Genomic DNA, 23,873 nt, shown 5'->3' with positions numbered 1-23,873 from the left:
CCCTTATCCAGCAAAGTAAATGCTCTCTTTCGGAATGTGCAGCTTGATCGTGTCTCCACGCTGCTTGACAGGTCTTCCCAAATTGATGGACATGCTGCGCAGCTGCTCATCCCCAACACTCGTCACATAGTTGACGCATGCCCCTGTGAATTCAGCCAGAACCACAGCGCCTGTGACTGTATTCGCCTCTTCCCCAGTCGCGCTCTCCATCACCGATTCCGGGCGAATGGACAGGGTCACTTTTTCACCTGCAACCAGCCTTACTTGCGGGGAAGCATTCTTTTTCAAACCAGTCAAAATCTGCCCGGAGGAAACACGCACTTGTACCTCGTCCCCCTCGAAGCCAGCCACCGTACCTTCCCAAAGGTTGGTCTCTCCGATAAAGGATGCGACAAACCGATTGACGGGACGATGATAAATATCATGCGGTGTGCCGATTTGCTGCACCTCGCCACTCTGCATCACCATGATCCGATCTGACATCGACATCGCTTCCGCCTGGTCATGCGTGACGTAAATCGTCGTAATTCCAAGCTCCAGCTGGAGTCTTTTGATTTCAAAGCGCGTCTCTTCCCGCAGCTTGGCGTCGAGATTGGACAGCGGCTCATCCAACAGCAGAATCTGCGGCTCGATGACCAGCGCCCGTGCGAGTGCCACCCGTTGCTGCTGTCCACCGGAGAGTTGATCGATCCTGCGCTCCCCGTACCCTTCCAGGCGAACCAGCTTCATCATTTTTTCCACACGCTCTTGGGTCTCTGTTCGGGACAGCTTGCGAACCTGCAGCCCAAAGGCAATGTTTTCAAACACCGTCATATGCGGAAACAGCGCGTAGTTTTGAAAAACCATTCCCGTGTTTCGCTTGTGCGGTGGCACCGAGGTAACCTCCCTGCTGCCAAAGCGAATTTGCCCCTCAGTTGGAAAGTAAAAGCCTGCGATCATCCGCAGCGTCGTTGTCTTTCCGCATCCACTCGGCCCAAGAAAGGTGAAAAATTCACCAGACTCAATATGAATGTGTACATCTTCTACTCCTTTTGCCTGGCCAAAACGTTTGTGAACGTGTTCGAGTGTTACGCTGCTCATCCGTTTCTGTATCCTCCTTCGTAGCGAGTCTGGGCGCTTGAGGGATAAGTGACTGGACGGAAAGGAGCACTCCTTCCCGTCCAGCTTGTCACATTACTTCTTCCCTTTGCCCTTGATGTTTTCATCCCAATGCTGCATCCACTCTTTTTCTTTCGCTGCCATGACTGCCCAGTCGAGCTCCAAAGGCTTCAGCTCCAGGTTTTTCATGAAATCAGGAAGTTCATCCTTGCTGATATCGGTACGTGCAGGGAATTGGAAGCGCTCCTTGGCGAGCGTGGAGGCAATCTCAGGGCTCATCAGGAACTCCATGAAGTTTTTCGCCGCCTCCAGGTTTTTCGCACCTTTTACGAGAGCGATTCCGTCGACGAGGATTGGCGCCCCGCTCTTCGGATAAATGAAGTCATACGGATGGTTGTTTTGTTTGCTTTGCAGCAGGACATCTTGAAGGTTCCACAGGGAGATGACACCTTCCTGACGGTCCATCTTGAGGTAGAGGTTGGTTGGGTCTTGTGTGTATTCCTTGGTATTTGCATCCAGCTTGGTCAGCCAGTCGTAGCCTTTTTCCGGCGTGTCTGCGCCTTGACGATAGATCATGGCAGAATAAATGGTGCGCATCGTTCCGGATGGCAGTACGTTACGGATAACGATCTTGTCCTTGTACTTCGGATCCAGCAATTCGTCCCAATCCTGCGGCGCTTCTTCTGGCTTGAGCGCCTGCGAGTTGTACATGATGACCTCTGGCAAGAGCATTTCCCCATACCAGCGATCCTGCGGGTCTTTGTACAGATCTGGGATTTTGTCTGCAAACGTAGGCTTGTATGGCTCGAGCAAGCCTTCGTCAGCTGCTGTGCTCAAAGCAGATTGTGTGCCGCCCCACCAGAAGTCTGCTTGCGGGTTGGCTTTTTCTGCCCGCACACGCTCCAAGATTTGTTGGGCACCCATCTCGAGTGTTTCCACTTCGATATTCGGGTACTTCTCTTTGAATTTCGGCAGGACGACCTCGAAGATATTTTTGTCGCGGCCGGTGTAAATGACCAGCTTTTGCGGTTCTCCAGATGGAGCCGGTGTTGTCGCCGCGGGCTGAGCTGCGGGCTGGGTTCCTTGTCCGCCAGCGTTACTGTTATCCGCAGGCTTTGCCTCCTGACCTCCCCCCGAGCATGCAGCTACCGTCAGGGCCAATGATCCGGCGAACATGCCCTGCATCCATTTTTTCAGCTTGCTGTTTGACTTTTTCAAAACTACTCCCCCTCTTTTTACTCTTTTTCCAGAAGTCTCGTCGACGGAAACGCTTCCAGTACGCTGTGTACAGCGCCGATCAACCCCGCCTGTTCACCAAGACTTGCCTTTTCGAGACAAGGTACCTCTGGCACCCACTCGGTCAGCCAATCGTGAATCCGCTTCACCCCTTCTTCGTCGACATGGACCATCTCCCCACTCAGGATCAAAAGCTCCGGGTTCAATACACTGACGATGTTGGCCATTCCGTACGCCCAATGCCGATACACATCCTCTAACAGCTGTTGTGCATCGACGTTTTCATTGCGAGCGAGGCGGATGAGCTCTTTTATGACACTCGACCCTTCCTGAAGGTCAGAGAGTAATCCCTTTGCCTGTTGCCGAATCCCCGGGACGGAATAATGGGTCTCAAATACGCCAGATGCCTTTTTCGTGCGGTTATGTACGGGCCCAATCATCATAAAACCAATTTCTCCGGCCGCTTCCCGGCTGCCCCGGTAAAACTGACCATCCAAAATAATCCCTGATCCAATCCCGGTTCCGACGTACATGTTGACGACATGCGTGTGTCCAACACCCGCTCCTCGCACGTACTCCCCGAGTGTCATCATGTTCACGTCGTTGTCGAGGATAACGGGCACCCCTAAACGAGCCTGGATCGTCTGCTGAATCGGAGAGCCCATCCACCCGGTACTGGGCGAAAAACTGACGGTCCCGCTGTTGCGCTGCGTAACACCCTGCACACCGACCCCCATACCGAGCAGTCGGTCACGAGAGATGCTGCTTTTCGCAAGCAGCTGCGTAAGTCCCCCAGCCAGGTCTTCGATGACGGTCTCGCCATCTTCCGGCCTCGCCAATCTCTTGCTGTAGCGAGCTAAAAACTCACCTTTCAGGTCAGCGATCGCCATTTCCAGTGTCGACCCGTCAAAGATCGCTCCTGCTATCGCGTACGCCTGGTAGTTGTACTCCAAAAGAATCGGCTTGCGCCCTCCCTTGGAGTCCCCCATGCCTACTTCGCACAGCAGACCTTCCTGGATCATTTCATCAACCAGAGCGGATACACACGGCCGACTCAACTGTGTCTCTTTGGAAATGTCAGCTCGGGAAATCTGCCCGTGCAAAATAACCTGCTGCAATACCTCTTCTTTGTTCAGGTTTTTTACCCGTTTGCTGCTGCCAGTTTTCTTAGGGACACGCACTCTTTTTCGCTCACCACCATGCAGTTAGTTAAGTTTACTAACAAAGTTAACCAAATTATACCTGCCCATTTTTGAATAGTCAAACTATTTAGATGCATCAGAATTGAATATGTTTCTATCATACTAAAAAAAGCCAAATCCCCTCTCGTACACTCAGAGAAATTTGGCTTTTGTTTCCTTTTACTAATCTGCTTTTCGATCATCCTCGTTCAATTTTACTTCCATAAATACAGCACCTTCTATCGGATTAAATACATAAGGTTCAATGTGATAGAAACCGAATGAGTGATACAATGCCTGCGCTTTGGCCATCGTCGGGAGCGTATCCAGTCGCATCACATCGTAATGAAGCTCGGAAGCCTTCTCCAGTATGGCTTGAATCAGGATTTTCCCGATCTTCAACCCCCGAAATGAATCGCGGACGTAGAGTCGCTTCATCTCGCAGATGCCCTCTCCGATCCTGCGAAGAGCAATACATCCCGCGGTTTGTCCATCCACTTTTGCCAGTAGCAGCACGCCATCCGGAGGGCCGTACTTTCCAGGCAGTGCTTTGTACTCCGCCTCAAAGTCTTGGAAGGAAAGATCGATATCGAGGGAGTGGGCATACTCTAAGAACAGCTGCTTCACTTTGTCCAAGTCTTCCTCATCCAGACCAGAGACCTCCCTGACCTCAAGCCCATACTCCTTGTCACCTGCTATTGTCGCCATTTGTTTGTCTGCCCCCCTATTGTCCTTTTCTAATGGTAAGCGCACCTCCATCTTACTCACTTTCGCCAGAAGGAAAACGTCCTTTCCTTGGCACGAAAATGGTGACGAAGGAGCAGCAGAACCCCTGTCAATCAAAAACGACTGCCATCCGTGACAGTCGTTTCTTCTCTTACTTGGCGGCAGCCACATTTTTATCGGCTGCTTCATCCGTATTTTTTCCCAGCTCATGCTTGATGAACAAGTACCGCTCTATTTCACGCAGCAAATAAAACAACGAAGCGCGTGTCTCGAACTCCTCGCGCGAGGTCGGCAAACCTGTCTCCCTGATTTCATATCGCATGACGCGCAGTTGATCGAGGAAACGATAAGCCGTATTCCCCGGATGGACCGAGTCACTGAGCCGCTCCAAAAAGTCTGCCATCTGATGCCCCTGCGGTACCTGGATATCAAGCGTGGAGACGATCGGCATCATCCGCTCCAGAAGCTCGAACTGCTTCTCGCGCATCACAAAATACTGGTAGTACGGATCGTCTTCCCTTTTTCCCAGCCGATTGTCAACGGAGCGAGAGGCGAGCTGCACCGCTTTCCCCAGCAAGCCTGGCGTTTCGATCATCTCGTGACCATCCCAATTGCTCTCCCCATGACGCAAATAATAGGCAAATTCTTTGAGGATCTTCATGAAGTTTTGCTCGATCTGTGATTGCATGGCCTTCAGTTCGTTGTCCAAGCTCGGCATGTACAAATTGACGATCAGAGCTACCCCTACCCCAATGAGCAGCAGCGCCAATTCGTTGAGAATGAGGGCCAGATCCATTCGCTGCGAGGAGTATAAATGCATCATGACAACCATGCTGCTGATGAAGCCTTCCTGAATCTTAAAGCGCACAGCCAATGGCAAAAAGATCAGAATCGCCAGCATGATAGCCAGCGGCGAGTATCCGAGCAAGGCAAACAGTGCCATCCCGATCCCCAATCCCAGTAAACTGGCGAGGATCCGGTTTCCGACGGTTCGAAACGATTGTTTTACCGTTACTTGAATGCAGAGAATGGTAATGATCCCTGCCGATGCGGGAAACATCAGGTCAAACTGCTGGGCGAGCAAGATCGATACGGCTGTACCAACTGCCGTCTTTAATGTGCGATAGCCGATTTTTAGTGATAGGAATCTCAGTCCTGCTCCCTCCTTGCTGATAGAATATGCTCCCACTTTCTTTCCTCTTTCCACTGTACCAAAAAATGTGAACGAACCAAAGTTACGACTTTGTTAAGGGAATGAAAAAGGACGTCCATTTTGAGGACATCCTCTTTGCTCCAATCATTCACTGCTTTTTGCCGCACTTCGGGCAGTACTGAAAGCTCGACTGTACACTTTGCCCACAATAGGGACAAAATGCTCGCTCTGGCGACAGCTTCTGTGTACGTTCTGCCGGATCTTTTGCTGTTTCAGCTCCCCCGAACCGTACATCGAGCGGATCAGGCTCTTCTTTTGAATCCGTTATATCAAACAAGGACATTCTCTGTTTGGACGTCGCGTTCTTGTAATGATAGACGGCTTGAAATATCCCGAAACCCACAAAGAGAATCCCCGCTGCCAGAAAAATAAAGCCGATGGGGAATGGGGCATCACGGGTAATGGTGAACGCCATGATCGTCCAGAATATCCCGAAAATGGCGACGACGATACTGCCAGCTGCCCCCATAGTAGATGGCCCGCGACCAGGTTTTATGCTTTTCAAAATATCCCCTCCTTTTCCTATCTTAGCTGATAACGGGGGGAGTCTCAAATCGAAGCGGGGGAAATTACTGTTTTGTCCGCGCTTCCCGCATCTGATCAAAGCTGATCCACTTGCCTGTATGGCCGTCTACGACTCCCCCGTCTCCTGTCAGGCTATAAACGAGAATCGGCTTTGGCTCGCCCGTTTCCTCGTCGAATCCGAAAGGCTGCTTGTAGTACAGCTTAAGAACCGGATTCATTGCTTGCTCCGTCTTTTTCGCTGTCGCCACATCTACTCTCCTGGGGTCATTGTCAACGATTACAGGTGGTTGAACCGGTTCCTTGTCTACAAAACTGGCGGAGCCTTTACGCGGGCTAACGCGAACTTGAAACGTAGCATCCTTGACAGGAATCCCGTTTTTCAGCCAGCTAAAATGTACTTCGTAAGACATCCGATGTGCTAGTAAGTCGCTTGTGCTCCATTCATAGGGCTGTGGATTCAGCATGTAAAGATTCTCTAACTGGGCAGAGAGTGTCTTTTGCACGAAATGAAGAGCACTTGCCTCCGCCTGTTCGCGGGTGAACACTCCGTCTTCCCCTCTACCCGTATTTGGCGGGACAGCGGGAGCCATTGCCTTCAAGCTGTTGATCGTTTGCTTGGGCTTTACAGGTTCTGCGTTTGCATCGACCATTTCCCCTGTGATCGCATCGACGAGTTGCGGGTCTTTCCTTTGGTATTCATAGACGAGCATGTATTTCTGCTCGTTTGAACTATCGCTTTTGAAGTACTCTGGTTTATCCCGATAGATCAGGGTTGGCTCCGTGTTTTGCTGCAATAGTTCTCGTGCCTTCGTTTCAGATATGACGCGGCTCGCATCTGGCAGCTCCCCTTCGTACCACAAACGCTTGAAACTCACTATTTTTCCGTCTCCACTCACGCTAATTACAATGTAATTGCCATCAAAAGGAATACTATTCTCGATCCTTTTGTAGACGAACTGATACGTTTCCGGGTTGTCGCTCTTTACGATGCTTTCACTCGGTGCTGTCAGCTTTGACCGCTCTTCAGGCGGGATCACATGGGCGAGAAACTGGTTCGCTCGTTCACGTGCGAAACGCTGCCGATCGGCATTTACAGAGGCAGGAGTGGCGCTGATCTGGTTTTGATTGAGGTAGCGCAGCAGCTGTCCCGTAACCGGGTGGATATTGTAAATGATACGATCCTGATCTCCTTTGGACCAATAGAGTGACCAAGCACCATAAGGGAACTCTATCTCACCATCTGGCTCAACGTAGTTTCCGTATCCATATGTATAGCCCGCTGGGATCGGCAGCCATTTTTTTGCAAAATGTATCGCTTCATCCTCGGTAATGATTTTTTCGGACTTTTGCTCTGCCGCATACACGAGCGGTGTCCTTTCAGCGGTGATGCCGTATACCAAAAATACGCCAAGGAGAAGGGACACTATTGCAGGGGCAAATTTTCGATAGGATTGCTTTTGAATCATGGTCGAGTCCTCCAGTTATCAAACAAGGCAGACAGCATCGATATTGTCGACATCTTCAACGTCATTTGGTGAATCTTTTTTCCTTGCATAATCAAGCTCTCCTTCCGCCTTCCATTTGGTCACATCACCCATTTCACCATTAATTTGGAAATCAATAGACAAAACAACACAAAAAAAAGGAGCTACCCTCGCGAATTTCATCCAGGTAGATCTCCTGTGCCTCTATGCATGCTACCTCTTGCCTTTTGCCGCGCATTTTCGTATTCGGCACGGTTTCTCCTGTGGCACGCCCGGCTCTACTCTGCCGTTTCCGTCCCATTTGCAGAGACATGAGCCAGAATGTTTACCAGTTTTCCAAACGGATCTCGCACGTAGAAACGCCGAACGCCCCACGGCTCATCGGCTGGGCCATATTCAACCGGAATTTTTGCCTGCTTGACGCGCCTCCACGCTTCATCGACGTCATCGACCTCCACAGACAAATCCGGTGTCAAAGTACCTGAACCCCCTTGGGTAGCGAAGCTGATTTGAACACGCATCTCTTCCTTTGAGCCGTATGTAGCGATCCACCCGTGATCCATGACAACATCCAAGCCCAGCACGTCTTGATAAAACCTTTTCGCCTCTGCCACATCCGATGTTGCGATATTGGCAACGATGCGTTTGACCTTCATTTCGCTCCCCACCCTTGTACGCGCGATTTCTGGTTACACGATCTATCTGGACATAATGTCCATTTTATCATGTATTTGGAACAAACAGCGCTTCAGACGCAAAAAAATCTGCCCTTGCGAATCTCGCGCAGGCAGACCTCTTTTGACTCTATGAACTACACCTCAAGCATTTTGCCGAGTGATTCTACATTCAGCACGTTTCCTACCAGGAAGTTGCCGAATTCGCCGAAGCGTGCGCTGACTTCGTCAAAGCGCATTTCGTAGACGATGTGTTTGAATTCCAGTGGATCGTTGGCAAACAGGGTAACGCCCCATTCCCAATCGTCGAAGCCGACGGAGCCACCGATAATTTGTTTTACTTTTCCTGCATACTTGCGGCCAATCATGCCGTGAGAACGCATCATTTCCTGGCGCTCCTGCATAGTCAGCATGTACCAGTTGTCCTGCAGGTCGCGTTTTTTGTTCATCGGGTAGAAGCAAATGTGCTCCCACTTTGGCAGGATCGGGTACAGACGATCGCGTACGTGCGGGTTCGCCTTTGGATCCTCTCCTGGATTGTTGACGTAGTTGCTCAGCTCCACGACGGATACGTAGGAATAAGGAGCTTCCGTATATGTAGCGAAACGGGTTTTGTTGAACGCCGTTTTGATCTCGTCCAGTTCCTGCATGGTTGGGCGCAGGAACATGAACACCAGATCAGCCTTATGCCCCAAAATGGAGTAGACGGCCGTGCTGCCTTGCGCCTCTGCTTCGTTCGCTTCCCATGTACGGATCAGCGTATTCAGCTCGTCCAAAGCAGCTTGGCGCTCAGCCTCAGATGCCGCTCTCCACTTTTCCCAATTGATTGTGCGGAAATTATGATACGTATACCAACCTTCCAATGTAAGCAACGCTTCATTCGCGCTCATGGAATTCAGCTCCTTTGAAATATCTGGTTATCCCGACTGCAACATTCCCAGTATAGCATAAGGAGATGGTCGATATTCGGAACAGATTCGTGAACACAAAGCTTTTCCCCTTTTGTCAGGATCGCAGCTTGGCGGAGAGGGCTGACGCTGCCTCCTCGTCCACGATGACGGTCACGTTAGGATGCTGCTGCAGCAAGGACGCAGGGACGTCAGCGGTCATTTCCCCCTCTAGCATTTGCGAAACCGCTTGTGCTTTCGCTTCGCCACTCGCCAGCAAAATAATCTTCTTCGCTCCGAGAATGGTCTGAATCCCCATCGAAACAGCCTGCGTGGGCACTTCCTGGATGCTGTCGAAGTACCGAGCATTTGCCTCAATCGTGCTCTGTGTCAACGCAACGACGCGCGTAGTCGTGTCCTTCGCAGAGCCTGGCTCGTTAAAGCCGATGTGACCGTTGTTGCCGATCCCCAGCACTTGAATATCGATGCCGCCTGCCTGTGCGATCGCCTGCTCGTAACGCTTGCACTCTGCTTCCAGATCTACGGCATCGCCTTGCGGAACATGCGTTTTTTCCGCTGGAAGGTTGATGTGCGCAAACAAATTTTCATTCATGTAAGTCCGATAGCTCTGCGGATGATGGCTTGGCAGTCCGACATACTCATCGAGGTTAAAGCTTTGTGCCTGAGAAAAATCGACGCCCTCCTGCTGGTGCAGGGAAACAAGCTCCCGATACATCCCGACTGGCGTCCCACCTGTTGCCAGCCCCAATACCGTTTTCGGATTGCGAGTGACCTCTTCTGCGATCAGCTTTGCCGCCTGTTTGCTCATATCGTTGTAGTCTTTTACGATGACCAGCTTCACTTTCATTTCCCTCCTGTTAATACTTTCTCGCAAGGACTGCTTTTGCCGTCCGTTCCTTGTACATCAAAGCCTTTTCCTTGTTTCGCATGGTCAATGCGGTAGCGATGACGTCGAGCACGTGCAGCTGCGCCATTTTGGCTGCCAGTGATCCACCCTGCAGGGGACCTTCCTGGGCAGCTGTCAACAAGGTGATGTCCGCCACATTTGTAATCGGTGAGCGCCGGTAATGCGTGATGCAGATGACCGTTGCGCCCGCTTCCTTCGCTACCTTCAATGAATCAATGGTGTCTTTGGTGCTCCCGGAAACTGAAAGCCCGACCGCTACATCGCCTGGACCCAAAGTCGCCGCTGCCATCGCCTGTAGATGGGACTCCGTAAAGGCGTCCACCCGCAGGCCGATCCGCAGGCACGTGTATTTGGCATCCTGGGCGGTTACAGCAGAAGTACCTACTCCGTAAAAGTGGATGGTACCCGCATTCCCCAGCAGCTCGATGCAACGCTCCAGCAGCTCCAAGTCGAATAAGGCACTCGTATCTTCAATGGCCTGGCGATTCGTCGCCGTTACCTTTTGTGTCAATATCCCCAAGGAATCGTCTTCGCCCACTTCGCCATGCAGGTTTTTCACCGGGTTTACCAGCTCCTGCGCCAATGCGAGCTTGAACTCCTGGTAGCCGCGAAAACCGATTTTCCTACAGAAACGCAAGACCGTCGTCTCGCCCACTTCTGCCTTTTCCGCCAAATCGATGACAGAGGAGTAGATCACACTCTCTGTTTGATTCAGCACGATGTGGGCTACCTTTTGCTCCGATTTTGTAAAGGATGGCAGCAAGCTTTGAATTTGCAGCAGCGTATTCGTTTTCGCAGCCGTTGCAGAGAAAGCCTCCAGACCCTGATCCTGTTGCTCCATCAACCGACTTCCTCCTTCGTACTTGAAAACTTGGCTACACCAAGCTTGAAGCGTAGCTTTCGTTGGACTTGTACGATAGAACTGTATGAATGCCTATTCGTACAAAAAGGCTGTAGTTCTTCTACAGCCATTATACACAAAATGGAGTTATCCGCCATATTTTAAATGAAAAGTGGAGTTATTCTTCTTTTTTCTTGCTAATCCGCTTTTCGGGCTCAGCCTTTTTTGTCTCACATGAAAAAAGGCATCTGCCCACGTAAAAAGGTGAGCAAATGCCTTTGCCAATTCATTCTGTTCCGTTACGCAAATACACGGTAGCCGAGCATGATGACGACAACCATCACGACCAGTGCCCCGATGAAAAAGCCAAGGCTTCCATCCTGTCTGCGGGCACGCCCCATACACATTTCGATCAAACCAAACGACACGATGGCGAGCACGCCTTTTACATAATAGTAGACGTCGGTCGTGTGGAATTGGAACAGCATCCATGCGCCAGTTACCAAAATAATGACCATCATCAAGCGCAGCAGCATATGTAGTACTTTTGCTACTGTTGTCTTGCCTGCGCGGTATAGAATGTACCCGATGATCAAGAGGACAAATGCAGCCTCCCAGCCACCTACGTGCGCTTTTAACAACGCATAACCCATATGAAAATCAACTCCTCGATCCTTATTGAATGCCTGTCCTCGACATTATAACAGAAGTGTCGGTAAAATGCAGACGCTCGGACACATGGCATTATTGTGACAACAGGAGCAAGATGATGCTGCATCGCCTTCGTCAAAAAAGACTGCACATATCGTGCAGCCTCTGGCACCCATAATCTCCCCTTAGCGCAGCAAAAATCCATCCTTCAACGGATCGGTAGGATCCACCACGAACTGATGCAGCCCTGTGATGAATGCTCTTCCTTCGATGGTGGGGATTACGGCGGCGTACTCGCCCACTTGCGTTTTTCCGACTACGGTCCCAATAAACTGGCTGTTTACGATCCCCTCATGGACAAACGGCTCATCGATTGCAAGCTCCCCTCGCGCAAACAACGTTGCCAATCGGGCTGCTGTACCCGTCCCACATGGCGAGCGATCCACCTGTTTATCCGCAAAAATCGTGACATTGCGCAGGTGCGAATCCGCCCTTTTCGGCTCGTCGGAAATGATGACTCCGTAAATGCCGGTCAGCTCTGGCTCAAGCGGATGGACGACATGCCTCTTGGCTTCAATTTGTTCCTTGATCCGTGCCCCCCACTCTTGAAGGATCGGCAGCTGCTCGATTTCTACCTGCACACCCAAGTCCTTTGCCTGCACCACGGCATAAAAGGCTCCGCCAAAAGCAATGTCAACGAGGATGGTGCGCCCCTCCCATTCGATCGGGAAGTCTTGGGCAAGTACAAAGGACGCGACGTTCTCAAACGAAACGGACCTCACCTGCTCATTCTCTACGTTGGCCCGAGCGAGGATTCTCCCTGCGGGGCTGTCAATCACGATGTCAGCCTTGATGTCATCCGCCCGAAGCAAGCCGGTTTCATAGGCAGCCGTCACCACGGCTATGATCCCATGGCCACACATCGTACTGTATCCTTCGTTGTGCATGAACAAGACTCCAAAGTCCGCATCCGGACTCACCGGGGCTGTCATTACGCAGCCGTACATGCCGTGATGTCCACGCGGCTCGTACATGAGCACACGACGAACGTAATCCAGCTCCTCCCGAAAATATTTTCGCTTCTCGAGGATCGTCTCGCCTTTGATCGGAGGAATGCCGCCCGTAATGATCCGCAGCGGCTCACCCCCAGTATGAGCATCGATTGTCGTAAATAACTGATTGATGTTCATGACAGCCTCCCCATTCTCTGCTAGCTATCCCTACCAGGCGTACTTGATCGCGCACGTCTTGATTTCCGTGTAGAAATCAAGCGCTGCCTGTCCCTGCTCGCGGGTATGGGAGCTGGACTGCTTCATTCCGCCAAACGGTGCTTGATATTCCACACCTGCTGTCTCCTGATTGACCCTGACCATGCCTGCCTGTGCCACGTCCAGGAACCGATGCGCGCTTGTCAGATCACGCGTGAACAAGGAAGCGCTCAGCCCGTATACCGTTTGGTTGCACAAGTCAACAGCCTCGGCAAAATCTTCAGCCGGGAGCAACACAGCCAGCGGCCCGAAGACTTCCTCCTGTACCAAGGCATGGGTAGCTTTGACTCCCTCCACAATCATCGGACGGATGTAAAATCCCTGTTCGGCCATAGCCAGGGCAGGGCTTTGCGCGATCAGCGCTGCTTGCTCGCTCGCCATTTCCACATATCGACTCACCTTTTCATACTGTTCGCAGGAGGCCACTGGTCCGAGGTACGCGGCAGGATCGAGCGCTTCTCCCACCACACATGAGGAGATGGCACTTTGCAAGCGCTCCGCCAGCTGTTGATAGATTCCCTTTTCGACGATAATCCGGCTGGTGGCCGTACATTTTTGCCCAGCGGATTTAAAGGCCCCACTCAGCAGGATGGGAACAGCCTTCTCGAGATCGGCATCAGCCAGAACGACCGCCGCGTTTTTCCCGCCCATCTCCGTTTGGTACTTGATATTGCGCCCCGCGCAGGCGATGGCGATTTGTCGGCCCGTTGCAGAGGAGCCGGTAAAGCTGACGGCATCGACTGCCGCTTCTTCCGTGAGCGCAGACCCGACTTCCCTTCCTCGACCGATCACCAGATTGAGGACACCTGCTGGAAGCTTCGTTTCGGCGAACAGCTGTGCCAGCCTTGTCGCAGTTAAAGAGCCATTTTCCGCTGGCTTCCAGATGACCGTGTTGCCGCAGATTAGTGCAGGAGCGATTTTCCAGATCGGGATCGCCACCGGAAAGTTCCATGGGGTGATCACCGCTACCACGCCGAGCGGTACGCGCTTGGTGTATTGCAGCACATTTGTATCCGCAGAAGGGATGACGCTGCCGTTTGCCCGCATGCCTTCGCCCGCATAGTAGCGCAGCAGGCTGACTCCCCGTGCTACTTCCCCACGCATTTCTCCGATTTGCTTGCCCATTTCCTGGCTGGCCAGTCGTGCCAGCTCTTCCGCATGGGCTTCCAGAACGATTGCCATCTGAAACAAAATCTCTGCGCGAGCGGCACCAGTCATCTGCGACCATTTTTTCTGTGCCTCACGCGCTGCCTGCTCTGCCGCGAAGACGTGGGAGCGATCCGAAAAACGAACCACTCCTACTTCTTCAGCTGTGCGCGACGGGTTCACAACCGTCACCTCATTGCCGGCAGGGACTATCCACTCGCCGCCAATCCAGTTTTTGCTCTGCATCGATGCCCCTCCTTATTTCCCAGCAGCTGTTCCTACTGCGTAGTCAAACGCCTTTTTGATTCCTGCGTAGTAGTCTTGTGGCAGTGGGAGGCGCGGCGGACGAGTAGGACCTACAGGGAAGCCTGCCAGCTCCATCATGTATTTGATCGACTGCACCAGCTGCGGGCTAGCATCGTAGTGGAACAGCGGCAGCAGGCGGCGATAGAGAGCTTGTGCTTCCTCCAGCTTGCCAGCACGGGCTAGTCGGAAGATTTCCACCCCTTCTTTTGGCAGGGCATTCGGTACACCTGCGATCCAGCCTGTCGCGCCAATCAGTGCCCCTTCCATGACCAGATCGTCTACCCCAACCATGACTTCCAGATCCGTTTGTGCCAGGATATCCTGCATACGGCGCAAATCCCCGGAGAACTCTTTGACCGCGACTACGTTTTCCAGCTTGGATAGCTCAGTCAAAATCTCAGGTGTCAGGTCAATTTTGTAGTCATGCGGGTTGTTGTAGGCGATGATCGGCAAGCCTACTGTATTGAGCGCTTCGTAATGGGCAAATACCTCCGGCAATAGCGGCTTGTAGTTGATCGGCGGCAAAGCCATGACGCCTGCTGCCCCTGCGTCTTTGGAGAACTGTACCCACTCCACCGCCTGACGTGTCGATGGTGCTGCCGATCCGACGACGACGGGTACGCGTCCTTTCGCTGCAGCAATGACGGTCTGAATGACTTTTGCCCGCTCTTCGCCTGTCATCGTGGCGTATTCCCCGAGGGAACCGGACGGCACGAGCCCATCTACTCCCTCTTGAATCAGCCACTCGCACAGCTCGGTGAGGCGTTTGTAATCGACCTCATAATCGCTCGTAAATGGCGTCACAATCGCTACGTATACCCCTGCAAATCTTGTCATCCTTCATTCTCCTCTCCAGTCGAGCTGGTTTTTTATACTTAGTGATCGGTTGACGGCGGGATGAGCAAAAAGCCTGTCGCCAGCTCGTCTTCCGGATGATAAAAAATCGTATGCTTGCCCATGAGCCAGGCCGAGCCGGCAATCTGCGTTACGACGGCAGGCAGGCCGCCTTCCTCTGTCACTTCCAGGACCTTGCCTGTAAACAAGGAGCCTACGATGCTCTCATGCACAAAGGATTCCTCTAATCCAATTTCCCCTTTGGCAAACAAGGTCGCGAGCTTCGCCGAGGTACCCGTACCGCATGGCGAGCGATCGATGCCTCCAGGCGGGACCACGACCGTGTTTTTCACATCAGCCTGTGGGTGGCTGGGAGCTGTGTAAAACTCCACATGCGTCAGACCACGGATAAAAGGCTTATCCGGGTGGACGACCTCCAGCGTGTGGTTGATCGCCTTGCGGATGCGCACCGCCGTATCAACAATCGTGGAAGCATGTGCTGGCGTCAACTCCAGTCCCAGCTTGCGCGCATCCGTGATGGCGTAAAAATTGCCACCGTACGCGATGTCGCAGGTGACCTGCCCCAAGCCCTCGACCTCTACCGTCACATCCTGTTTGTACAGAAAGGCAGGAATATTGCGGAAAGACACCTCACGCGCCTTGCCTTCTTCGACTTTTATCTCCACCTCTACCAAGCCAGCGGGTGTATCCAGCTTGACTCTGGTAATCGGCTCGATCACGGGAATCATCCCCGTCTCCACCAGCGTGGTGCAAAGCCCAATTGTATCGTGACCGCACATCGGCAGGTACCCGCCTGTCTCGATGTAAATGACACCTACATCTGCCTCAGGATGGCACGGCTCGACCAAGAGAGCACCTGACATCACATCATGTCCGCGCGGTTCGTACATCAAAAGGGTGCGAATCCAGTCGTACTCTTCCTTCATGTGCAGCATTTTTTCGGCCATCGTCTGACCTTCCAGCTTGGGCAGGCCGCTGATGACGGTCCTCGTAGGATTTCCGCCGGTATGCGTATCGACGGTAGAAAACACCCGGCTTGCTTTCATCGATGCAACACCCCTTTGCTTGAAAATCGATCATGTCGCAGCGGATCGAGTGGAATGATCGTGTCATTTTGACCCTGCAGCATTTCCGAAATCACTTTTCCGGTAACGGCGGCGAGGCTGATGCCATCTCCCTCGTGCCCAGCTGCGATATAGTAGCCAGGCACTTCCTCGACACGCGAAATGATCGGCAGGTGATCCTCTGTCCACGGTCTCAGCCCGCAATAAGTACGGATAATGGCAAAGTCGGCAATCTTCGGGTAAAAGCGCAAGGCACGCCTCGCCATGCAGCGCACGACATTCAGATCGACCTTGGTGTCAAAGCCTACGAATTGGCGGCTCGAGCCAATCAGGAAGTTCTGGCTTTCCGTCGGCTCAAACACCAGCGCTACCCCGTATTTTTCCGTTTCCTCATCCACCTGCCGCGTTCCACCAAACTTGGAAATCAGGTACCCGAATTCCATCACCTTGCGCACACCGACAGGCATTTGTCTGGAGGCGACGATCAGATGGCCCTTTCTCGGGTGGATGGGGATCTCTACGCCGACCATCTGACCCACTACTGGAGCCCACACACCCGCTGCGTTGACGACCTGCTTGGCTGTCATACTGCCTGCGTTCGTCTCCAGATGAAATGCGCCTGTCGCTTCATCCCGCCGCAGCGACTTCACCTCTGTCCGCTGCATGATCCTCGCCCCGTGCTTTTTTGCCCCTGCAAACAGGGCAAAGGTGAGCATATATGGATTGACGGTCGAGTCTGTCGCACATTCGAGTCCTCCCAGCAGATCGTCGGCGAAGTACACAGACTCCTGCCTGATATCCGAACGATCCAGCATCCGAAACGGCAGACCTGCCTCCTTTTGGCGTCGCACCCACTCCTGTGCCGCCTCCATCTCAGCCTCTGACTCGCAGACGAGGATGCTCCCCGGAGCCCGGTACTCAAACGAGTGATCCAGCTCGCGGCTGAGCTCGTCGACGAGCAATTGGCTTTGTAGCGACATCTGGCTGTCAAAGCCGGGGTCTTTATCAATGGCCAAAATGTTGCCGTCACAGCGGGAGGAAGTACCCGAAGCGAGCTCGCCTCGCTCCAGAACCACGACGTCCAGGCCAGACTTGGCCGCGTAATACGCAATCGCTCCGCCGATGATGCCCCCACCGATGACTGCGATTTCAGCGTGGGATTGGGTACGTGCTGTCATGGTGTCTTCTCCTCCATCCAAATGTGTTCTTCCAGCATTTCTTAAATGCACACACCGTGCCAATCACAATGAACGGTTCTTCTTCAGCTTTTGTCTAAATTCTTTTACAACTTAAAATGGAAATGTATAATATCTAAGAATGTGTTTATTTTTTTATACACTCGTAAAAAGGATGATCCGCTTGAAGCACAAACTGCCTGCCCTATCCGAGCTCATGCAGTTCAATCTTTTGACTTGCACAATCGAGGAGCTTGCGAGCGCACAGCCACAGCCGGATACCACCGTCTTTGTTCAGACTGACAACGCCTGGCATGCCGCTCGCGCTTCGCAGCTAACAGACGATCATCCGAGGCGCCTGAATGAAGCCCCTTGGGAACCTGCCATGGCGATCCCGCTGACGACGCCACTCTCGGAGACGATCCCCCTTTTGCAGGACTTTGACAAGCTGCTGCTGATCGACGCATCCGGCAGACCCACCGGCTATCTGGACCGCTCCTGTGCGCTGTCAGCCATCTTTGCTGCGTATGAGGTCCTCGAGGCTTACTTCGAGACCATGATCAAGACCATGGACGCATCGATCTCCGTCATCGATGAAGAAACGAGAATCATGGTCTGGACGGAAGGAGCAGAGCAAATCTTTTCCTTGAAGGCCAAAGACGTGCTCGGAAACCCGATTACACAATACTTTCCGCTGGACATGCTGGAGACGCTGAAGTCCCTGCACACGGGACAGTCCCTCTACCGGCACCAGCATCAGCCTCGTGAGGATCTGGTCGTCTTGATCAACACCAATCCGATTTACCTGCATGACAAAATCATCGGAGCGGTAGCTGCCGAGACCGATATCACAAGTCAGGTCAGGCTCAATCAGGAGCTGCTCAACGCCAACAAGAAGGTGAATCACCTCCAGCAGGAAATGGCCAAAATGAGCCCTGCATCAGACCCGTTCCAGCAAATCAAAGGAACCAGTCTGGCGATTCGGCAAATCAAGTCCATGATTGAAAGGCTGAGTGCCACACAAGCCACCGTTCTTATCCTGGGCGAGAGCGGTGTCGGCAAGGAGCTTTTTGCCAAGGCCGTCCATGATGTTCGGGAAGGAACCAACGCTCCCTTCGTCCCCATCAACTGCGGGGCAATCTCCCCGACCCTGTTTGAAAGCGAGCTGTTTGGCTATGAAAAGGGGGCCTTTTCAGGGGCGGATCAAAAAGGCAAAAAAGGGATGATTGAGCTGGCGCGAGGCGGAACCTTGTTCCTCGACGAGGTTGGCGAGATGCCTCTCGATATGCAGGTCAAGCTGCTGCGCGTCCTGCAGGAGAAAAAATACTACCCGGTTGGCGGTACGAAGCAGATCGAGGCCGATTTCCGCATCGTTGCCGCCACGAATAAAAATCTGGAAGCTCTCGTGAAGGAAGGAAAGTTTCGGGAGGATCTGTATTACCGCCTGAATGTGGTCACGCTGAAAATCCCTCCGCTGCGTGAGCGTATCGAGGATGCAATCGAGCTGGCCCACTTTTTCCTGTATGAGTTTTCTTTACGTTACAACCGTCCCATTCATGCCATCTCGCAAAATGTCATGCAAAACCTGATGAATTACGACTGGCCCGGGAACATACGCGAGCTGCGAAACGCTATCGAGCGCCTGGTTGTCTTTGCAACGGACGGCGTCGTGAAGGAAGAGGATTTGCCTTACTCCCTCCAGGGGCAGGTCAAGTCCCCTCCGATGGAATTGCCTGACGACCTGATTTCCTTGCAGGAAGAGCTAGAAGCTCACGAGCGCCGCGTCATTCTGCGTGCCATTGAGCTGGAAAACGGCAACAAGCAGGCAGCTGCCAAACGCCTCGGTATCTCTCGCGCTACGTTGTACAACAAATTGAACAGGTGAAAGAAGGCAGCCATCTTAAGTGGCTGCCTTTTCCTTATGGGTCTGCTAGCTTCGGAAAAGAAACGAGCGCAGACGACGACAGATGATGCGTCGATGACTTCCCTTTCTCGGTGGCAGCACCTCTGACAAAATACGGATCCATTCCACGATTGATTCCTCCTTTGTCTTGGGTGTGCAGCAGATATGGTCCGCTACGCCCCCAAATAGGCCTTCACGATCGACTCGTCCGCGCGCAGCACTTCTGCTGTATTCTCCATGACGATCTGGCCCGTTTCCAAAACGTAGCCGCGATGCGCTAAGCGTAATGCTGCTTTGGCATTCTGTTCGATCAGGAGTATAGTCGTACCTTGCCCGTTAATTTTCCTGATTATTTCCATGATCTCCTGCACAATGATCGGAGCGAGCCCCATAGACGGTTCATCCAGCATGAGCAGCTTGGGTCGAGCCATGAGTCCCCGGCAGATCGCCAGCATTTGCTGCTCTCCTCCACTCAATGTTCCCCCGAGCTGTCGGCTTCGCTCTTTCAAACGCGGAAACAACGCATACGCCTGCTCGATGCCCTCAGCGATGACCGCTTTTTCTTTTCTCTGCGTAAACCCGCCCAACTCCAGATTCTCGTGGACAGTCAAGCCGGCGAAGATCCGCCGCCCTTCCGGTACATGTACAATTCCTTCCTCTACGATTCTATGAGGAGACCGGCCTACCAGACTCTTTCCCTCCAGCTGAATGTCACCGCCACCTGGCCGAACCAGCCCGGAGATTGTTTTGAGCGTGGTGCTTTTCCCTGCCCCATTGCTGCCTAGCAAAGCAACGATTTCTCCCTGCCGCACCTCCAGACTGATCCCCTTTAATGCTTCGATTTTCCCGTAGAACGAATGGACATCGGTGAGCTTCAGCAACGTACTCATATCGCCGCCTCCTCCTTACCGAGGTAAGCTTCGATCACGCGAGGATTGTTCAGGACGTCTGCTGGCGCCCCTTCTGCAATCTTCTGCCCATAATCGAGTACAATGACACGCTCGGAAATCTTCTTGATCAATGCCATGTCGTGCTCGATGATGACGACCGTCAGCTGGTAGGCTTCACGGATGCGGCGGATCAAGGAGATGAGTTTCTCTTTTTCCTCGTAGTTTAGGCCAGCTGCTGGTTCATCCAATAAAAGAATCTGTGGCCGGGTAGCCAGTGCTCGGGCGATTTCGAGATAACGCTGTGCCCCGTAAGGCAAATTTTTCGCTATCCGCTCGCTATACTCCTCGATCCCCACAAACTGGATGCATGCCATGGCCGTTTTTGTAATCAGCTCCTCCTCCTGCTGCTGAGCCCTCGTGTGCCAGAGCGCTCCCCAGACGGTTTGTGAGGTACGGCCATGCATCCCTGCTTTGACGTTGTCCAGCACGGTCAAATTCGGGAACAAGCGCAGATTCTGAAAGGTTCTGGCCATCCCCAACCGGGTTATCTGGCTCGGCTTTTTCCCTACCAAATCCTCATCACCGAGCAGTATGCGTCCAGAGGTAGGACGATAAAAGCCCGTCATCATGTTAAAAACAGAGGTCTTCCCTGCTCCATTCGGTCCGATGACGCTCGTAATCGATCCAGCGGGAACCTCGAAGCTCAAATCGTTGACCGCAGTCAACCCGCCGAACTTAAGCGTTATATTTTTCAGCGTCAAGGCTGACATCTGCATCTCCCCCCTTTCGAGCTGCTGGAGATACTCTACTCGCTGTCTTGCTGATCTCGTAGCGGGCTGGCCATAAGCCTTGTGGGCGGAAAAGCATCATGGCGACCAATGCTGCGCCAAAGATCAGATAGCGCCAATCCTCGACGGAACGCAGCAGCTCCGGCAAGGCGATCACCAGGACAGCGCCCAGCACCACGCCTGGTATACTGCCCAATCCTCCGAGGACGACTGCCAGCAAGATCATGATTGATTGCGTAAAGCTAAAGCTCAACGGTGCAATCGCGCTCATTTTGACAGCAAAAATGGAGCCCGCCATGCTCCCAATCACCGCTCCAATCGAATACGCCAAAAGCTTCATGTTGATCCGGTTGATTCCCATCGCCTCTGCTGCATCCTCGTCCTCGCGAATGTACATCCATGCCCGGCCCAGCCGCGACGTTCCCAAACGCCTGACAGCCAGCACCGCCAGCACCGCTACGATGAGGATCAAGTAGTAGAAATCCATTTGCCCTGACAGAATGTACCCACCGACGGAAGGACGAGGAATCCCGTATATCCCCGACGCCGAACCCGTGATGGAGAGATTGATGGCAAGAATGCGGATGATTTCTCCAAAGCCGAGTGTGACAATCGCCAAATAATCGCTTCGCAGCCGCAGCGTAGGCGCTCCTACGATGACACCGACGACCGCAGCGATGGCCATAGCAACCGGCAGGGTCAGCCAAAATGACCAGTGATAGACGGTCATCAGGATGCCCGTCGTATAAGCCCCCACCGCAAAAAATGCCGCATAGCCGAGATCCAAAAGCCCGGCAAAGCCTACTACGACATTTAGCCCTTGAGCCAAAACGACGTAAAACAGAGCCAGAGTCGCCACATCCAGCCAATAATTATCGGAGAGAAAAGGCAGCAGGAAAAGGACGACGAGCAACAGGGCAACGCTGATAGTTTTCCGCGATAGATTCATCCGCTACATCCTCTCTGTCACTTTTTCACCCATGATGCCCGTTGGCCTCAGCACCAGGATGAGAATGAGCAAAGAAAAGGCAACGACATCCTTCCACGAGCCTCCAAAAACAAAGGTTCCGGCCGTCTCCATCATGCCTAGCAGCAATCCTCCCAGCATCGCGCCGGGTATGCTGCCGATGCCGCCGAGAACTGCCGCCGTAAACGCCTTGAGCCCGATAATGAAGCCCATCATGAAATTGACGGTGCCGTAGTAGGCCCCTGCCATGGTGCCTGCCCCCGCTGCCAAGGATGCGCCGATGAAAAAGGTAAGACCGATCACTTTGTGGACGTCGATCCCCATCAAGTGACAAGCCGTCTGATCGTGGGCGATCGCGCGCATGGCTTTTCCATACAGGGTCCGGCTGATGAACAGGTGCAGTCCTAGCATGAGGAGCGCAGAGATGAGGACAAGCCCCATTTGCGTATAGGTGATTTGTGCCCCCAACACGTTCCAGCCATCATGAGAGAGCTGAAGCGGATAGACCTGGTATTGAGCCCCCCATGCAATCATTGAGCCATTTTCCAGAAAAAGGGAGACCCCTAGAGCCGTAATCAAGATGGAAAGCCGAGGGGCGAGCAAGAGTGGCCGGTAAGCGACCCGCTCGATCCCCATCCCGATCAATCCGACGATCACCATCGTCAGCAGCAGTACGACGACAATCCCCATCAGACCTGCGCCAGCGCCGTTTCCGCTAAGCAGGCTGAGCAAAGTGTAGCCGACAAATGCCCCCAGCATATACAAGTCTCCGTGAGCGAAATTTAGCAGCTTGATAATGCCAAAAACCATTGTGTAGCCCAAGGCGATTAAGCTGTAGAAGGCACCGATTACCAAGCCGTCTGCCAACGTTTGAACCAGCATATCCATTTGTCCACCTTCCCTTTCCGTTATTTGGCCAAGGTGAACTTGCCGCCTGCCACTTTCAAAACCGCGAAATTGGAGGTATCCAGCGTATTCTGCGCGTTGAAGGAAATGGTTTGGCCGAGCGCTTGAAAGTCTTTCGTCTCTTTTATGGCCTTTTTAAGCGCATCATGGTCCGTAGAGTTTGCACGTTTCAATGCATCTGCGAGCAGATTGACCGCGTTGTAGCTGAGAGCGGAGAAGGGTCCGGGTGCCAGGTTGCTATACGTTTGCTTGTACTCTGTCGTGAAGGCTTCTGCGCCCGGGATGAACTCCGCCGTCGGCGTTGCGGTGATGAGCAGCCCTTCCGCTTGATCGGCTCCTGCTATTTTGATGATATCTTCGCTAAAAGAACCGTCACCGACCATGAACAGTCCAGAGACGCCTTTTTGCTTGAACTGCTTCACCATCAAGCCACCTGCTGCATAATAGCCAGTGAAGTAGGTAGCATCGGGGGCCATCCCTTTCAATTTGGTAGCGAGGGCGCTGAAATCTTTTTCTTCGGGGTTAATGGCTTCATAGGCGACAACAGTTCCTCCCGACTTTTCCACAGCTGCTTTGGCGAAATCGGCGAGATCTTTGGCGTAGGCCGAATTGTCATGAACCAGTGCGACCTTTTTCGCCTGACCTGCAGCCATGTAATCGGCAGCCGTTTGTGCTTGGTCGGGAGTCAAGCCGTTGATTAAAAACAGGGTGTCGTAGCCTTGTGCAGGTAATTTTGCGGAGTTGGCGGCAGGAACAATCATCGGAATATTGGCATTTTTAAAGACACCAGAGGAAGGCAGTGTCGCACCGGAGCAATACCCCCCCACAACCGCAACCACATTTTGCGACACGAGCTTGTTTGCCGCTGTAGTTGCCATCTGCGGATCGCAGCCGTCATCTGCCACTTCGATTTTCAATTTCTTGCCGAGCACGCCGCCGCCATCATTGATCTTTTTGACAGCCATTTCGATGGCATTTTGCATGTCTTTTCCGTCTGTGGCATTGTTTCCTGTCACAGGCAGCAGCACCCCAACCAATATGTCATCCCCGCCAGACGCACCGGATGACTGCCCTTGGTTCGCACACCCTGCCACACCCAGCGATAGAGTCAATAACGCAGCCGTAATCACGCTTGCCCAATTTCTCATACCCATACCCCCG

At 52.8% G+C, this 23,873-nt stretch carries 24 protein-coding genes; 1 reads left to right on the top strand and 23 read right to left on the bottom strand.

Annotated elements, in window-relative coordinates:
* Nucleotides 1-3: 3 nt before the first annotated feature.
* The 18 genes from EDM59_RS23440 to EDM59_RS23355 all read right to left on the bottom strand — a co-directional run bounded on the left by EDM59_RS23440 (nt 4) and on the right by EDM59_RS23355 (nt 17,261).
* Nucleotides 4-1,080 carry an ABC transporter ATP-binding protein gene (locus EDM59_RS23440; RefSeq protein WP_122925832.1) on the bottom strand — a complete coding sequence of 359 codons (1,077 nt, stop codon included), beginning with the start codon at nt 1,078-1,080 and terminating at the stop codon, nt 4-6.
* Nucleotides 1,081-1,173: 93 nt separating this feature from the next.
* Nucleotides 1,174-2,316 (bottom strand): extracellular solute-binding protein, encoded by a 1,143-nt coding sequence (locus EDM59_RS23435; protein WP_122925831.1) that lies wholly within the window; start codon nt 2,314-2,316, stop codon nt 1,174-1,176.
* 17 nt (nt 2,317-2,333) lie between these two features.
* Entirely contained in the window at nt 2,334-3,515 is a 1,182-nt protein-coding gene (locus EDM59_RS23430) for an ROK family protein (RefSeq protein WP_122925830.1), read from the bottom strand.
* Between the two features lie 183 nt (nt 3,516-3,698).
* A complete protein-coding gene (locus EDM59_RS23425; protein WP_122925829.1) occupies nt 3,699-4,223 on the bottom strand; it encodes a GNAT family N-acetyltransferase in 525 nt (174 codons plus the stop codon).
* A 169-nt stretch (nt 4,224-4,392) separates the two neighbouring features.
* Nucleotides 4,393-5,430, bottom strand: a complete 1,038-nt coding sequence (locus EDM59_RS23420; RefSeq protein WP_246011204.1) for an aromatic acid exporter family protein — start codon at nt 5,428-5,430, stop codon at nt 4,393-4,395.
* Between the two features lie 112 nt (nt 5,431-5,542).
* On the bottom strand, nt 5,543-5,959 hold the full coding sequence (locus tag EDM59_RS23415; protein ID WP_183193017.1) for a zinc-ribbon domain-containing protein: 417 nt from the start codon (nt 5,957-5,959) through the stop codon (nt 5,543-5,545).
* A 64-nt stretch (nt 5,960-6,023) separates the two neighbouring features.
* Entirely contained in the window at nt 6,024-7,445 is a 1,422-nt protein-coding gene (locus EDM59_RS23410; RefSeq protein WP_122925828.1) for a YcdB/YcdC domain-containing protein, read from the bottom strand.
* 18 nt (nt 7,446-7,463) lie between these two features.
* On the bottom strand, nt 7,464-7,646 hold the full coding sequence (locus tag EDM59_RS23405) for a hypothetical protein (RefSeq protein WP_122925827.1): 183 nt from the start codon (nt 7,644-7,646) through the stop codon (nt 7,464-7,466).
* Between the two features lie 95 nt (nt 7,647-7,741).
* Complete coding sequence (locus EDM59_RS23400; RefSeq protein WP_122925826.1) at nt 7,742-8,119, bottom strand: VOC family protein; 378 nt, start codon at nt 8,117-8,119, stop codon at nt 7,742-7,744.
* 155 nt (nt 8,120-8,274) lie between these two features.
* Complete coding sequence (gene hemQ, locus EDM59_RS23395; protein WP_122925825.1) at nt 8,275-9,027, bottom strand: hydrogen peroxide-dependent heme synthase; 753 nt, start codon at nt 9,025-9,027, stop codon at nt 8,275-8,277.
* A 115-nt stretch (nt 9,028-9,142) separates the two neighbouring features.
* Nucleotides 9,143-9,886: a glucosamine-6-phosphate deaminase gene (gene nagB / locus EDM59_RS23390; RefSeq protein ID WP_122926225.1), complete on the bottom strand. Its 744-nt coding sequence runs from the start codon at nt 9,884-9,886 to the stop codon at nt 9,143-9,145.
* A gap of 16 nt (nt 9,887-9,902) precedes the next feature.
* Nucleotides 9,903-10,793: a MurR/RpiR family transcriptional regulator gene (locus EDM59_RS23385; protein ID WP_425456022.1), complete on the bottom strand. Its 891-nt coding sequence runs from the start codon at nt 10,791-10,793 to the stop codon at nt 9,903-9,905.
* Between the two features lie 299 nt (nt 10,794-11,092).
* Nucleotides 11,093-11,446 (bottom strand): DUF1516 family protein, encoded by a 354-nt coding sequence (locus EDM59_RS23380; RefSeq protein ID WP_122925823.1) that lies wholly within the window; start codon nt 11,444-11,446, stop codon nt 11,093-11,095.
* Nucleotides 11,447-11,629: 183 nt separating this feature from the next.
* Nucleotides 11,630-12,634, bottom strand: a complete 1,005-nt coding sequence (locus EDM59_RS23375; RefSeq protein ID WP_122925822.1) for a proline racemase family protein — start codon at nt 12,632-12,634, stop codon at nt 11,630-11,632.
* Nucleotides 12,635-12,664: 30 nt separating this feature from the next.
* Nucleotides 12,665-14,104, bottom strand: coding sequence for an aldehyde dehydrogenase family protein (locus EDM59_RS23370; RefSeq protein ID WP_122925821.1), 1,440 nt, complete (start codon nt 14,102-14,104; stop codon nt 12,665-12,667).
* Nucleotides 14,105-14,116: 12 nt separating this feature from the next.
* Nucleotides 14,117-15,001: a dihydrodipicolinate synthase family protein gene (locus tag EDM59_RS23365; RefSeq protein WP_092274428.1), complete on the bottom strand. Its 885-nt coding sequence runs from the start codon at nt 14,999-15,001 to the stop codon at nt 14,117-14,119.
* Between the two features lie 38 nt (nt 15,002-15,039).
* Entirely contained in the window at nt 15,040-16,065 is a 1,026-nt protein-coding gene (locus tag EDM59_RS23360; protein WP_122925820.1) for a 4-hydroxyproline epimerase, read from the bottom strand.
* Nucleotides 16,062-17,261: an NAD(P)/FAD-dependent oxidoreductase gene (locus tag EDM59_RS23355; protein ID WP_122925819.1), complete on the bottom strand. Its 1,200-nt coding sequence runs from the start codon at nt 17,259-17,261 to the stop codon at nt 16,062-16,064. Before EDM59_RS23355 ends, EDM59_RS23360 begins: the two co-directional genes overlap by 4 nt.
* Nucleotides 17,262-17,433: 172 nt before the next feature.
* Between EDM59_RS23355 and EDM59_RS23350 the strand changes: the two genes are divergently transcribed.
* A complete protein-coding gene (locus EDM59_RS23350) occupies nt 17,434-19,143 on the top strand; it encodes a sigma-54 interaction domain-containing protein (protein ID WP_246011202.1) in 1,710 nt (569 codons plus the stop codon).
* A 191-nt stretch (nt 19,144-19,334) separates the two neighbouring features.
* On the opposite strand, the gene EDM59_RS23345 is transcribed toward EDM59_RS23350, so the two are convergent.
* Genes EDM59_RS23345 through EDM59_RS23325 form a run of 5 tightly spaced genes read right to left on the bottom strand, consistent with a single transcriptional unit; the run spans nt 19,335 to nt 23,860 of the window.
* Complete coding sequence (locus EDM59_RS23345; protein WP_122925817.1) at nt 19,335-20,051, bottom strand: ABC transporter ATP-binding protein; 717 nt, start codon at nt 20,049-20,051, stop codon at nt 19,335-19,337.
* Complete coding sequence (locus EDM59_RS23340; protein WP_122925816.1) at nt 20,048-20,821, bottom strand: ABC transporter ATP-binding protein; 774 nt, start codon at nt 20,819-20,821, stop codon at nt 20,048-20,050. Before EDM59_RS23340 ends, EDM59_RS23345 begins: the two co-directional genes overlap by 4 nt.
* Nucleotides 20,787-21,788: a branched-chain amino acid ABC transporter permease gene (locus EDM59_RS23335; RefSeq protein ID WP_122925815.1), complete on the bottom strand. Its 1,002-nt coding sequence runs from the start codon at nt 21,786-21,788 to the stop codon at nt 20,787-20,789. The genes EDM59_RS23340 and EDM59_RS23335 overlap by 35 nt, the downstream gene beginning before the upstream one ends.
* 3 nt (nt 21,789-21,791) lie before the next feature.
* A complete protein-coding gene (locus tag EDM59_RS23330; protein ID WP_122925814.1) occupies nt 21,792-22,694 on the bottom strand; it encodes a branched-chain amino acid ABC transporter permease in 903 nt (300 codons plus the stop codon).
* 20 nt (nt 22,695-22,714) lie between these two features.
* On the bottom strand, nt 22,715-23,860 hold the full coding sequence (locus EDM59_RS23325) for a branched-chain amino acid ABC transporter substrate-binding protein (protein ID WP_122925813.1): 1,146 nt from the start codon (nt 23,858-23,860) through the stop codon (nt 22,715-22,717).
* Nucleotides 23,861-23,873: the final 13 nt, after the last annotated feature.

The sequence above is a fragment of the Brevibacillus nitrificans genome, from assembly GCF_003710965.1.
In the GTDB taxonomy this organism is placed as follows: Bacteria; Bacillota; Bacilli; order Brevibacillales; family Brevibacillaceae; genus Brevibacillus; species Brevibacillus centrosporus.
Note: the sequence above shows the minus strand (reverse complement) of the source record. Positions and strands in the feature narration are given on the sequence as shown.